The following is a 14,345-nucleotide window of genomic DNA, read 5'->3' as shown; positions in this document are numbered from 1 at the left end:
TCAGTGGTGGTGCCGGGGACCCGGGCCGCGAGCGGCTCCCGCAGCGTGGCGCGGGCCCCGGGCGGTCATGCCTGGTCCTGGACCGCCGGCCGCTCGGGGCCGGACGCGTCGGTGGTCGCCGGGTACCTCTCCTCGATCAGCTCGTGGAGGAAGGAGCCCCAGTGGATGCCGGGGCAGGCGAAGAAGTCACGGCTGTTGATCTCCAGGCCCAGATCGTCCCGGCAGCGGCTGATCAGCTCCATCACCATGAGGCTGTCCAGGCCCATGTCGGCGAGCCGGGTGTCCTCGGTGAGGGTGTCCAGCTCCAGACGCAGGATCCCGGAGAGCTGGACGCGGATGTACTCGTTGAGCTCGGCGAGGCGTTCGGTGCGGCCGAGGCCGATCAACCGGGCGGTCAGCGCGCCCAGTTCGGCGTCCTCGGCCTGGTCGGCGGCGGGCGCGCTGCGGATCTCGCTGAGGATGGGCCGCTCCCGCCGCGCCTCCATCAGGTCCCGGAACAGGGCCCAGTCCGCCGAGCACACCGTACGGTGGGCGACCTTCTCGACCACCGCCTCGCCGAGCAGCTCCAGCGCGTGGTCGGGGTTGAGCTGGTGCAGCCCGATGGAGCGCAGGAACGCCATCACCGAGTCGTCCGCGAGCCCCGACCGGGCGGCCCACGGCCCCCAGCTGACGGTCGTGGCGGCCAGGCCCTTCGACTGCCGGTAGTACGCGAAGGAGTCCAGGAAGGCGTTGGCCGCCGAGTAACCCGCCAGGTGCTGCGAGCCCCAGACCGAGGCGATCGACGAGAAGGAGACGAACAGATCCAGGTCCTGGTCGACGGTGGCGTTGTGCAGCGCCCAGGTACCGTCCACCTTCGCGTGCAGGCAGCGGTCGTACGTCTGAGGGTCGCTCTCCCGCAGGAACTGCGGCTCCGACAGGCCCGCCGCATGCACCACACCGCGCAACGGCCGTCCGGACAAGCCCAGTTGGTCGGTCAGGGAACGCAACGCCGTCTCGTCGGCGGCGTCCAGCGCCACCACGCGTACGTCGGCGCCCTGGGCCTCGATCCGGCGCACCCCGGCCATCCTGGCGGCGGTCGTGTCGTCGTGGTGCGGGTCGTCCCAGGCGGAGCGGTCCGGCAGACCCGTGCGGCCCACGAGGACGACGGTGCCCGCGCCATTGCGGGCGAGCCACTCGCCCATCAGCAGGCCGAGGCTGCCCAGACCGCCGGTGACGAGATAGCTGCCGAGGTCGCTCAGCTCCGGTGCCGGACGCGCTGTGCTTGCCTCGTTCCCTCCGTTTCCCTCGCCCGACCCGGCGGCCACCAGCCGGGGCACCAGGACGGTGCCGTCGCGCCGGGCCGTCAGGTCCTCGGCGGTGCGGGTCGCGAGGAGCTCGGCGATCCGCTCCGCCTCGTCGAGCTCGCCCGCCGGATCCAGGTCGAGGAGGCCGCCCCACAGTTCGGGGTGCTCCAGGGCGGCCACCTTGCCCAGACCCCACAGCGGGGCCGCGGGCAGGCAGATCTCGTGCTGCCCGGGCCCGGTCCACTGGGCGCCGCGGGTCACCACCCACAGCTGGGTGGCGGCCCCGTCGACGGCCAGCTGCCGGGTGGCGGCCAGGAAGACGTGCTCCGCCTCGGCCCTGGCCTGGCCCACGGACTCGGCGCCGTAACCGGCCACCGGCAGCTCCAGGCCGCTCAGCAGGACCAGATGCCCGTACGGCCTGCCCGCGTCCAGGGCCCGCAGCACCGCCTCCGTGGACGGCCCGGCCTGGCTCACCACCGCTCCGCGCAGCGTCAGTTGCTTGGACACGTCCTCCAGCAGACCGGTGTCCGTACCGGCCGTGGCGGCGCCGGAGCCGATCAGCAGCACCCGCTCGCCCAGCAGGCTCCGCTCACCGAACGCCTCCGGGCCGGCCGGCCGCCAGATCTGCTCCCACACGGTCTCCGCCCGCGCGCTGCGCGGCACGTCCGGCACGGGCGGCGTCGACGACCGCAGATGGACGTCCCGCATCATGATCAGCACACTGCCGTCGGAGCCCAGGATCTCCAGGCCGCCCCTCAGCTCGCCGTCCTCCTCGGCCGGGTCCAGCCAGCCGTGGATGTAGCGGCGGGTGCCCTCGGGGACGGCCGTGGGCGTGCGGGTCCCGCCGGTGAGCGGGGCTTTCTCGGACTGGCGCAGCAGCCCGAGCGTCAGATCGAGCAGGGCGCCCCGGGGCAGTTTCTCGGCGGCGCGGTTGACCTCGGCGAGTACCTCGCCGGGCCCCTGGTAGACCTCGTTGAGGACCGGCTCGGCCCAGCCGGGCACCGCGATGTCGGCCGGGTCGACCGGCACACAGCGGGCCCGTACGGCGTCGAGGTCGCCGCCCGCCCGCCGGGTGTCCGTGGGGCGGCGGACCAGGACACCGCGGGCGTGCAGACGCCAGCTGCCGCTCTCGGCGGAGTCGATGCCGTGCCGGGAGAAGCAGAGGAACAGCGAACGGCCATCGTCGTCCTGGGGCAGTACGTAGACCCGTATCTGCGCGGGCCGGTGCTCGGGGTCCAGAAGCAGCGGTTCGCCCACCACGAAGCGGTCCACGAGCCGCGGCTGCGCGCCGGGCAGCCTGGCGGCGCCCGCCAGGGCCCAGTTGCAGAAGCCGCCCGCCGACACGGACCGCCGGCCGTCGGGGCCCGTCTGGACGAACACCTCGGACAGATCGTTCAGTTGGGGCGAGAAGGTGGGCGCGCCGGACAGCAGATGACCCTCGAAGAGCGCCCCTGGGGCGTCGTCCGCGGCGAACTCCGGGGAACTGCCCCGCGCGTCGTCGTTGAACCAGTACCGCTCACGCTGCCACGGGTAGCTGGGCAGCGAGGTGCGGCGCGGCTTCTCGTCGCGGTGCACCGCGCTCCAGTCGACCGGTACACCGCGGTGGTGCAGCGCGCCCAGGGCCTGGCCCACGATGTGCGTGTCCTCGCGGTCCCGGCGCAGTGACGGGATCCAGCCGACGCCGTCCTCGGGCAGGCAGCGGGCGCCGAGACCGAGGAGCACCGGGGCCGGGCCGAGTTCGAGGAACGTGCGGCATCCCGTCTCGTACAGGGCGGTGACGCCCGCGTAGAACCGCACCGGCGCCAGCACGTGCTCGGACCAGTAGGCGGGCCGCAGTTGTTCGGGCCCCCACTCGCGGCCCGTGACGTTGGAGATGATCGGGTACTTGGGCTGATGGAACGTCAGGGTGTCGGTGACCTTGCGGAATTCGTCGATCATCGGGGCCATCAGCGGGGAGTGGAAGGCGTGCGAGACGACGAGCCGGCGGTGCTTGACACCGCGTCCGGCCAGGACGTCGACGACCTTGGCGATCTCCTCCTCGGGCCCCGAAAGGACCACGTCCGTCGGACCGTTGACCGCCGCCACCGCGACCTGCGGCACCGGACCGGCCTCGGCGATCGCCGCGCGCACGGACTCCTCGTCGCAGACCAGGGTCTCCATCACACCGCCCGAGGGCAGCGCCTCCATCAGCCGGGCGCGGGCCGTGACCAGCCGGGCGGCGTCGTCGAGCGAGTGCACCCCGGCGACGCACGCCGCGGTGATCTCGCCCAGGCTGTGCCCGATCAGCGCGGTCGGCCGGATGCCCCACGACTCCCACATCCGCGCCAGCGCGTACTCCACGGCGAAGAGCGCGGGCTGGGTGAAGCCCGTCCGGTTGATGCGCTCGCCGTCGAACAGGACGGGGCCGAGCGGCTCGTCCAGGTAACGGTCGAGGGCCTCGACCACCTGTGCGAGGGCGTCGGCGAAGACCGGCTCGGCGGCCGTCAGCGAGGCGGCCATCCCGGCGTACTGCGAGCCCTGGCCGGTGAACAGCCAGCCGAGCCGCCGCGCCTTCGCACCGGTCGGGCCGTGTGTGGTGACCTGGTCGGCGCGCTCGCCGGCGGCGAACGCGGCCAGCCCTGCTGCGAGTTGCTCGCGGTCGCCGGTCACGCTGAGCCCGTGCTTCATCCGGGCCCGCCCGATGTGCGACGAGTAGCAGATGTCCGACAGGGTCCGTGCGTCCGCCGCCCGCACCCGGCTCTCGTACGTGCCCGCCATCGCGCGCAGCGCCTCCGGGCTGTTGGCGCTCAGGGTGAGCAGACCCACCTCGCGCGGGGTGCCCTCGCGGGGTGCGGCCTGCGGTGCCTCGGCGAGCACGGTGTGCGCGTTGGTGCCGCTGGCGCCGAAGCTGCTCACCCCGGCGGTCCGGGGCCCCTCCGGCCAGCGGGTCTCCTCGCTGGTCACCTTCAAGTTGATGGCGTCCCAAGGGACTTGAGGGTTCGGGTTGTCGAGGTGCAGATGCTTGGGGAGCGTGTCGTGCTGGAGGGCCAGGACGACCTTCAGCAGGCCCGCCGCACCGGCGGCCGGCTCCAGATGGCCGATGTTGGTCTTCACCGAACCCACGAGCAGCGGCCGGTCGGCCGGACGCCCGGTGCTGGTGACCGCGTTCAGGGCCTTCAGCTCGATCGGGTCGCCCAGCTGGGTGCCGGTGCCGTGCGCCTCGACATAGGTGAGGTCGGCGGGGGAGACCCCGGCGTCCTTGAGCGCGGAGGTGATGACGTTCTGCTGCGCGGCCGGGTTCGGAACCGTCAGACCGCTGCTGCGCCCGTCGTGCTCCGTCGCCACGCCCCGGACCACCGCGAGGACGCGGTCCCCGGCGGCCTCCGCCTCGTTCAGCCGCTTCAGCACGAACAGCGCGCCGCCCTCACCACGCGCGTAACCGTCCGCGGAGGCGTCGAACGTCTTGCAGCGCCCGTCAGGCGACAGCGCGCGCAACTTGCTGACCAGGACGAAGCCGTACGGGGACAGCATCAGGTTCACCCCGCCGACCAGCGCCATGTCGCACGCGCCGGAGCGCAGCGACAGGACGGCCTGCTCCAGCGCCACCAGCGAGGACGAGCACGCCGTGTCGATCACCATGCTGGGGCCCTGGAAACCGAAGGTGTACGAGATCCGGCCGGCCAGGAAGCTCGGCTCACCGATCAGCTGATAGGCGTCGACGTCCGCCATCGAGCCCTTCTGCTGCCGCATCCGCACGTAGTCGCTCGTACTGGCACCGAGGAAGACCCCGACCCGGCTGCCCTCCAGCTCGCTCGGCGGCAGGCAGGCGTTCTCCATGGCCTCCCAGGCGAGTTCGAGCACCAGCCGCTGCTGCGGATCCATGCCCGCGGCCTCACGCGGCGAGATGCCGAAGACGGTCGGGTCGAAGGCGTCCACCGGGCCGTCGAGGAAGTTCCCCGACAGGGTGTACGCGGTGCCCGGGTGGTCCGGGTCCGGGTTGTAGAAGCCCGCGATGGAGTGCCGCTCCTCGGGGAACTGGGACGTCGCGTCGCGGCCGTCGGCCAGGGACTGCCAGAACTCCTCGGGCGTGTCGCCGCCCGGCAGCCGGCAGGAGAGACCGATCACCGCGAGTGGCTGTGGCTGGGAGAGCTCCTGGACCCGCGCGCGCAGACTGCGGATGGTGCCGAGGGAGTCCTTGAGCCGGCCGCGGAGAACGTCCTGGCTCGGCTGCTCGGCGTGGCTCTTCGTCATCAGTTCTCCTCAAATCCAAGCGCCTGTGAGCCGGAGATCTCCGCCTCCAGTTGGCGTAGCAGTTCGTCGTCGTCGAGGCCGTCCAGGTCGTCGGCGGCCTCGGCCTGGGACGCGTCGGGGCCGGCCGGATCCGCGGCGGTGTCCTCGGCGCCGGCGGCCGGGTGGCCGAGCTGCTCCAGGAGGTGCGTGGTGAGCGCCAGCGTGGTCGGATGCTCGAAGGCGACCGTCGAGGACAGCTCGGTCTCCAGCTCGCGGGACAGCCGCAGCCGCAGCGTCAGCGACATCACCGAGTCCATCCCGAGCTCGAAGAAGCCCTGGTCGGCCCGGAGGTCGTCCTCCGGCAGGCCGAGCACCGCGGCGACCTGCGCGCACACCCAGTCGAGCATCCGGTCGCGGCGCTGCATGGGGTCGAGCCCGCTGAGCCCGGCCACGAATTCGGTGCCGCCGGTCTGCTTCGCCGCCCCCAGGACCGTACGGAACAGCTCCCGGTGCGGGGCGTCGGCCAGCGCGCTGCCGAACAGCTCCCAGTCCACGTCGGCCACGCACGCGTGCACGGTGTGGTCCCAGGCCAGCAGGTCAAGGGCGGTGACCAGGTCACGCTCCCGCAGCGGGGCGACCCCGCTCGACTTGAGCAGTAAAGTCGTCCGTTCGTCGAGGAGGTGGCTGCCTTCGAGCGGCATCAGCTCGATGTGCGCCACCGGCAGCCCGCCGGCCCGGCGCCGCGCGGCCAGCGCCCGCAGCGACCAGTCGGCCGGCGCCGCCGCACCCGTGACGGCGCCGCCCCAGGTGCCCGGCACCGAACCCAGCAGGACGAAGAGGCGCACCGGATCCTTGGCGGTCAGCCGGTGCAGCAGCTCGGCCGTCTCGGCGCGGTTCCACTCGGCCCGCAGCGCGGCCTCGGTGGTCTCCTCCAGCGGGGCCGCCAGCTCCGGAGCCGCCGCGCACACCACGCCCGCGATCCCGGAGTCGGCCCGCAACTCCTCGACCAGCGCGGCCAGTTCGTCCCGCGAGCCCTGGGTGCGCACGGTGCGGACCTCGGCGCCCGCGGCACGCCACCCCTCGATCCGGTCCTCGACGGACACCCGCTCGCCCTGCCCGGGTTCGGTGTCGGCGAGCACGATCCGCCGGGCGCCCGCGCCGACCAGCCAGTCCACCACGGGCGGCACCAGGGCGCCGCCCGCGCCGGTCACCAGCTGCCAGCGCTCGGCGGACAGCGGCCGCTGCCCGGCCCGGTCCGGCGCGTCGGCGCGCACCAGCGAACCGACCTGCACCGACGAGTGCTCCACGCGGATGTGCTCGTCGCCGGGCGAGCACAACAACCGCGTCACCAGCGTGCGCAACTCCTCCGCGCTGCCCCGGCTCAGGTCGACATGGCCGCCCCAGGCCTCGGGTCGTGTCATCGCCAGCGTGCGGCCGAGCCCGGCGTGCGCCCCCTGGTTGCCGTCCGGGAAACCCTCGTGACCGGACGGCAGCAGGGCGTGCCGGGTGACCAGCCACAGCCGGGGCACCGTGCCCTCGGCGCCCGCGAGAGCGCCGGTGAGCGCGGTGGTGACACGCCATCCGTCGGGGCGCGAGTCGAGGTCCTCCAGCGGCCACAGGTCGCAGATACCGGTGGTCGCCTCGTTGGCGTGCACCGCGAGCAGCGTCTCCCACGCCTCCCGGTCGGCCGGGTCGACGACGAGCCCCTCGCTCCCCGGCACGTCCACCGAGCGCACCCGGCGCACCTCGCAGCCCGCCGCCCGCAGCCCCTCGGCCACGGCACCCGCCAGATGCTCGGTGTCGCCGCACACCAGCCAGCGCGTCGCGGGCGCCACCTGCGCACCGTCCCGGCCGGCCGGGCGCTGGCCCGCGGCGTGCCACACCATCCGGTACAGCAGCCGCTCGATCCGGCCTCCGTCGCCGTCCCCGTCCGGGTCGGCCGAGGCCGGTTCGGGGGTGGCGGCCAGGCGCAGCCCGGTCAGCTCCACCACGGCACGGCCCGCCGCGTCGAGCACGGTCACGTCCGCCTCCGGCTGCCCGCCCGCACCCGCGCGGACCGGACCCCGGCACACCCGTACGGTGCCCTCCACGGCCGCCCTGACCCGGACCGACGCGAGACCGGCGGGCAGCGGTTCGAAGTCCGGCGCTTCGGCGCCGGAGTCCGGCACATCCGCCACCAAGTGCAGTGCCAGACGCAGCAGTTCGGCGGGCATCCGGTGGCGGGAGGCACCGTCGGGCAGCTCCACGGTGACATCCGCGGCGCCCCGGCCACTGCCGGCCGACCGCACCCCGAGCGCCGGGAAGCGGTCGGCCAGCGCGGCCCGGAGGGGCTCGTCGTCGGCCAGCGGACCGAGGGCGACAGCGTCCGAGGCGGGCCGGGCCGATACGTCGGTCGACGCGCTCAGTGCGGGCGTGTCCCCGCCGCTCGCGTCCCCGGACAGCGGGCGCAGCACGACCGTGCTCTGCCGGGTGTCGACCACGGCCTGAAGGCCGGCCCGTCCTTCGTCGTCGGCGCGGGGAGGAGTGCCGAACCGTACGTCGTCCAGTGCCGGCGCGGGGGAGCCCGTCGCGGCGGCACCGGCGAGCGCGGCCTCCAGGAGCGCGGGCGCCGACACCGTAGTACGGGATCCGGAACCGCTGACCTGCCAGGGGCTGCGGGTTCCGTCCACCGTCACCGGGAGCAGCGCCGTCCACGCGGCGGTCGTCGGCCGCACCGGCGCCCCGACCAGGGCGCCCGAGCCGGCGGGGCGGTCCACGGAGGTGTCCGGCAGCCAGTGCTCCTTGCGCTGCCAGGGATAGCCGGGCAGATCCACCACGGTGCGGCCGGGGCCCGCGAACGCCGCCCAGTCGACCGGGGCGCCCTGCGCGTGCAGCGTGCCGAGGCTGGTGAGCAGGGTGCCCACCTCGTCCTCGTCGCGCACCAGCGAGGGCAGCACCACGGGGCGTTGCACCCCGGCGGCCTGCAAGGACTCCTCGGTGCCGGAGACCAGCACCGGATGCGGGGACACCTCGACGAACACCCGGTCCTGCGGGTCCTCGACCGCGCTCACCGCGTCCTGGAAGAGCACGGTGTTGCGCAGATTGCGGCCCCAGTACTCGGCGGTGAGCGCGGAGCCCGCCATCTCGCCGCCCTCCACGGAGGAGTACAGCGGGACACGGGCCTCGGACGGCACGAGGTGCGCGAGGCCGGACACCAGCCGCTCCCGCAGCGGTTCCATCAGCGGTGAGTGCGGCGCCACCAGCACCTTGACCCGGCGGACGAACACATTCGCCTCGGTCAGCTCCTCGGCCAGTTCCTCCAGGGCGTCCACATCACCGGCGACGACCGTGGTGCGCGGGCCGTTGACCGTGGCGATGCCCAACTTGTCCTCGTACAGCACCAGATACGGTGCGAGGGCCTCGCGCGACAGCCCGACGACGATCGAGCCGCCGGTGCCGACCAGCGTGTCCAGGAGCCGCGAGCGCAGGCACAGGATCTCGGTGGCCTGCGCCAGGGTCAGCGCCCCGGCGGCCCAGGCGGAGGCGACCTCGCCCATGCTGTGCCCGACGACCGCCGCCGGCACCACACCCCAGCTGCGCCACAGCTCGACCAGGCCGACCTGCATCATGAAGATCAGCTCCTGCGGGACGCCCTCGTCGAAGGGGCGGCTGTCCGGCTCACCGCGCAGCGAGGCCAGCGGGGACCAGGCGATCCACTTCCGCATCTCCTCCTCGCAGGTCAGCACGGCATCCCGGAACACCGGCTCGCTCTCCAGGAGCTGACGCCCCATCCCGGCCCACTGGGAGCCGAACCCGGAGAAGACGAACACGCAGGAGCGCTCCAACTCAGCGGTTCCCGTGAGGACTTGGGAGTGCTCCTCACCCTTGGCCAGCGCGCGCAGCGCCGAGCGGACGCCGACGACGTCCTGCCCCACCACGACGGCCCGGTGGTCGAGATGACTGCGCCGCGCGGACGCCGTGTACGCCAGGTCGGCGAGGGCGTTCGCGTCTCCCGATTCCAGCACCGCGAGGTACTGCTTCGCCGCGTCGGGCAGCGCCGACTCCTGAGCGGCGGACAGCGGCAGCGCGAAGCGCGCCGGGGGTTCGCCGGCCGCATCCCCGGGAGCCGGGGCCTCGGCCACCAGGATGTGCGCGTTGGTTCCGGTGAAGCCGAAGGAGCTGACGCCCGCGATCCGGCGCCGCCCGTCCTCGGGCCACCGCTCCGCACCCTCGGCGATCGCCAGCCCCAGCCGCTCCCACGGCACCTGGCGGGTCGGCGTGGTCGTCACCCCGATGTGCGGGGCGATCCGCCCGGAGTGCACCGACAGCACCGCCTTGATGAGCCCGGCCATACCGGCCGAGGCCTCCAGATGTCCGATGTTGGGCTTGGCGGAGCCGACAAGCAGCGGTGCGCCGTCGGGCCCCTCGGGACGCAACGCCTGGGCGAGCGCCCGCAGTTCGATGGGGTCCCCGAGCGGGGTACCGGTGCCGTGCGCCTCGGCGTAACCGACGTCGCGGCCGCTCAATCCGGCCTGTACCAGGGCCTGTTCGATCAGGGCGCGCTGCGCGGTGCCGTTCGGCACGGTCAGTCCGCTGCTGGCGCCGTCCTGGTTCACCGCGCTGCCGGGCAGCACGGCGTAGATACGGTCACCGTCGGCGAGCGCGGTCGACAGCCGCTTCAGTACGACCGCTCCGGAACCCTCGCCGCGCAGATAGCCGTCGGCCGCCTCGTCGAACGTACGGCAGTGGCCGCTGGGGGAGAGGGCGCCGCCGGCCGAGACCGCCACCGGGATCACCGGGCTGAGGATCACGTTGACCCCGCCGGCCACCGCGAGGTCGCTCTCGCCCTGGCGCAGACTCTGCATGGCCAGGTGCACGGCGGTCAGCGAGGACGAGCAGGCGGTGTCCACGGCCATGCTGGGTCCGGTCAGGCCCAGGAAGTAGGAGAGCCGTCCGGACGCCCCGGCGAAGGAGTTGCCGGTGCCGTAGTAGAGGTCCACGTCCTGGAGGTGGCTGCCGATGTGCTGGGCGTGGTCCGCGCTGTTCATGCCGACGAAGACACCGGTGGCGGAGCCGCGCAGCCGGTCCCTGGTCGCGCCGGCGTCCTCCAGTGCCTCGTAGGCGACTTCGAGGAAGAGCCGGTGCTGCGGGTCGAGGCTGCGTGCCTCACGGGGCGAGATACGGAAGAACGCCGCGTCGAAGCCACGTACGTCGTCGAGATAGCCGCCGCGCAGCGAGGTCATGGTGCCGGGTGTCCACGGCCCGTCGGACAGGAACGCCTGACCGTCCCAGCGGTCCGAGGGCACGTCGCGGATGACTTCACGGCCGTCCAGCAGGAGCTGCCAGTAGTCCCGCACGGAGGGGCTGCCGGGAAAGCGGCAGCTCATGCCGACGACGACGATCGGGTCGTCGGCAGGGGCAGCGGCGGCGCCCGATGCCGAGGGCGCGGTCTCCCGCTCGTGCGGCTGTGCCGGTGCGGTCGCGGGCGGCTGCGGTGCCTTGTGTGCGATCACCTGCGGCAGCAGATGGTCGACCAGCTCGTCCAGGCAGGGGCGTTCGAAGGGGGTGGACAGGGGGATGTCCAGGCCGAGCCGCAGACCGAGGCGGTCGACGAACTCCACGATGCTCAGCGAGTCCAGACCGAGGTCGGCGAAGCCGCGCCGGGGCGGGATGCGCCGCCCCGGGTCCTGGCCGAGGATCTCCGCCAGCACCTCGGACATCAGCCGCATCAGCGACCTGCGCTCGCGCTCGACGCTCGCCGGCTCGGAAGCGACGGGCGCGCTGCCGGACTCCGTCGAGCTGGCGGGGGTTCCGGTCCCGTCCGCCACCGCTCCCGCAGGGGGAAGGAACGGGACGGTGGCGGACGAGGCGGCTTCCCGGTCGGTCCCCAGGGGGGTCGGGACCATGACCGGGGCTGCACCGCCGGAGCCGAGCGGCTCCGGCGGAGTCGTGGGCGCGCCGCTGGGCGCGCCGTTCAGTTCGAGCTGCTGCGCGGGCCCGAGCGGCCTGCCCGACGGGTCGAGCAGCTGCACGGCGAGCCGGGCCGGCGCGACCTCCGCGCCCGGCACGGCGCCCGGGGCGTACTGCGTGCCCGGAGTCACCTCGGGCAGCCAGAACGACTCGTGCTGCCACGGATGCCGGGGCAGCTCGGTGAGCCGGCCCGGAACCAGATCGGCCCAGCGGACCTCGGCACCGGCACAGTGCAGTGCGGCGAGCGAGGAGAGCAGCGTCGCGGGCCCGTCGGCGTCCCGGCGCAGCGAGCCGACCGCGACCCCCTGGCGCCGCAGCGACTTCAGTGCCTCCGTCAGAGGGCGTACGAGGGTGGGGTGCGGGCCGATCTCGATGAAGTCGGCGCCCATGTCCTGGAGCAGGTCCCGCACGGCGGGCCAGAAGCGGACGGGGCGCAGCACATTGGCGGCCCAGTACGCCGCGTCCAGCGTGGCCGGTGGCTCGTCGGGCCAGACGGTGGACACGAACGCGGCGGGCCGGTCGACCGGGGCCAAGTCGCCGAGTTCCGAGCGGAGTTGGTCGGCGAAGGGTGCCATCGCCGGGCTGTGGAACGCGTAGTCGCCGGGCACGAACCGCGCGGTGACGGACCGTTCGCGCAGCAGCGAGGCGATGGCCGTCAGATCGTCCTCGGAGCCGGCGAGCACCGTCGAGGCGGGCCCGTTGACCGTGGCGACGGTGACCGCCCGCCCGGTTCCGGCGGCGATCTGGACCGCCTCGTCCTCGGGAAGGGCCACCGCGAGCATCCGCCCGGTGCCCGCGGCGGCGGCCATGACGCGCCCGCGCCGCACGGCGAGGTCGAGCGCCGTGGGCAGGTCGAGGGCGCCGGTGAAACAGGCGGCGGAGATCTCGCCGAGGCTGTGCCCGACGACCTTGGACGGCTCCACACCGCGCGAGCGCCAGACCTCGGCGAGCGCCAACTGCAAGGCCACGACGGCCGGTTGGGCCAGCTCGGTGGCGGCGAGATCGCTGCCGCCCAGCAACTCCCGCAGACCCGGCAGGCCCGCCTCGCGCAGCACCGCGTCGCTGTGTTCAAGGCTCGCCGCGGCGACCGGCTCGCGGTCCCACAGGTCCAGTCCCATGCCCCGCCACTGCGAGCCCTGCCCGGAGAACACGAAGACGGTGCGGTGGCGGCGCCGGGGCTCGGCGGTGCCGGTGACGGTGCGCTCGTCGGGGTTGCCCTCGGCGAGTTCGCGCAGCGAGGCGCAGAGCTCCTCGACGTCGGCGCCGATCACGGTGGCCCGCGCCTCGTGGTGGGTGCGCCGGATCGCCGCGGTGTGCAGGACGTCCGCGACGGACCGCTCTCCGTCGAGGGTGCCGGCCAGGTCGCGGGCGCGTTCCTGGAGGGCGGCCTCCGTGGAGCCGGAGAGCAGCAGCACCCGTGGGGCGTCCGCCTCGGGCGTGCTCGCCCCGGGTGCCGGCTGCTCGGCGGGCGAGGACAGCAGAAGGTGGGCGTTGGTGCCGCTGAGGCCGAAGGCGCTCACACCGAAGAGGGTGTCCTCGGTCGCGTCCAGCGGCCTGGCCTCGGCCGAGATGCTCAGCGGGCCGTCGGCCCAGGGGATCGCCGGGTTGGGCGTGCCGAGGTGCAGCTGGGGCGGCACCACCCGGTGCCGTGCGGTCAGGACGGTCTTGATCAGGGCGGCGACACCGGCGGCCGCGTCCGTGTGCCCGAAGTTGGCCTTGTGCGAGCCGATGTGGAGCTTGCGCCCGGCGTCACGGCCGGGGCCGAACACCTGCGACAGCGCGTACGCCTCGATCGGGTCGCCGAGCGGGGTACCGGTGCCGTGTGTCTCGACGAACGCGACCTCGTCCGGGCCGGCGTCCGCACGGTGCAGGGCCTCCCGCAACAGAGCTTCCTGCGCGGAGGCGTTGGGCACGGTCAGGCCCGCGCTGCGGCCGTCGTGGTTGAAGGCGCTGCCCCGGATGACCGCGAGCACCTGGTCGCCGTCGGCGAGCGCGTCGTCGAGCCGCTTCAGTACGACGACGCCGCAGCCCTCGCCGCGCACGATGCCGTCGGCGTCGGCCGCGAACGGCTTGCACCGTCCGGTGGGGGACAGGGCCTGCACCTTGCTCATGAAGATGGACAGTTCGGGGGCGGCGAGCACGTTGACGCCGCCCGCGAGCGCGGTGTCGGCCTCGCCACTGGCCAGCGCGCGGCAGGCCAGGTGGACGGCGACCAGGGACGAGGAACACGCGGTGTTCACGGCGAGCGCCGGCCCGTGCAGCCCCAGGGTGTAGGCGACCCGGCCGGGCGCGAAGCTGAACTCCTTGCCGCTCGCGTAGTACGGGTCGATGCCCTTCACACCGCGCGTCTTGGAGTGCAGCAGCGTGTAGTCCATGCCGAGCATGCCGAAGAACACGCCGGTACGGGAGCCCGCGAGCTGGGGCTTGGTGAGCCCCGCGTGCTCCAGGGCCTCCCAGGACACTTCGAGCAGGAGCCGCTGTTGCGGGTCCATCTCGCGTGCCTCGCGGAACGAGATGCCGAAGAAGTCGGCGTCGAACTGGTCGAGCCCCGGCAGTACTCCCGCGTAGCGGCAGTACCCGGTGCCCGGTGCGGCCCCGTCCTCGCTGATGTACTCCGGGCCCCACCGCTCGGGGGGTATCTCCCCGATCACGTCGACGCCGTCCCGCAGGACGTGCCAGAAGGACGCGGGATCGGTCACCCCGCCCGGATAACGGCACCCGATGCCGACAAGGGCTATGGCCGGATCGGTGGTGATTCCGCTGCGGGCGGGCATGGATCCCCTCCAGGAGTGCGTCAGACGGTGGGTGCGGACGGAAGTCCGGGGCCGGACGGTGCGGGCGGAAGTCCGGGGCCGGGTGGCGGGAGGGGCGTCCACGCCACCCGGGTCGTGACCGGCAGCGATC

Annotated in this window: 2 protein-coding genes; both read right to left on the bottom strand. The window is 73.8% G+C overall.

The window, feature by feature from the left end; translation table 11 throughout:
* Nucleotides 1–65: 65 nt before the first annotated feature.
* A complete protein-coding gene (locus OIC96_RS08410; RefSeq protein ID WP_330308484.1) occupies nt 66–5,513 on the bottom strand; it encodes an SDR family NAD(P)-dependent oxidoreductase in 5,448 nt (1,815 codons plus the stop codon).
* The gene (locus tag OIC96_RS08405; RefSeq protein ID WP_330308485.1) at nt 5,513–14,215 is read right to left on the bottom strand and encodes a type I polyketide synthase; all 8,703 of its coding nucleotides are present in this window, start codon (nt 14,213–14,215) and stop codon (nt 5,513–5,515) included. Before OIC96_RS08405 ends, OIC96_RS08410 begins: the two co-directional genes overlap by 1 nt.
* Nucleotides 14,216–14,345: the final 130 nt, after the last annotated feature.

Source organism: Streptomyces sp. NBC_00775 (assembly GCF_036347135.1).
In the GTDB taxonomy this organism is placed as follows: Bacteria; Actinomycetota; Actinomycetes; order Streptomycetales; family Streptomycetaceae; genus Streptomyces; species Streptomyces lutosisoli.
Note: the sequence above shows the minus strand (reverse complement) of the source record. Positions and strands in the feature narration are given on the sequence as shown.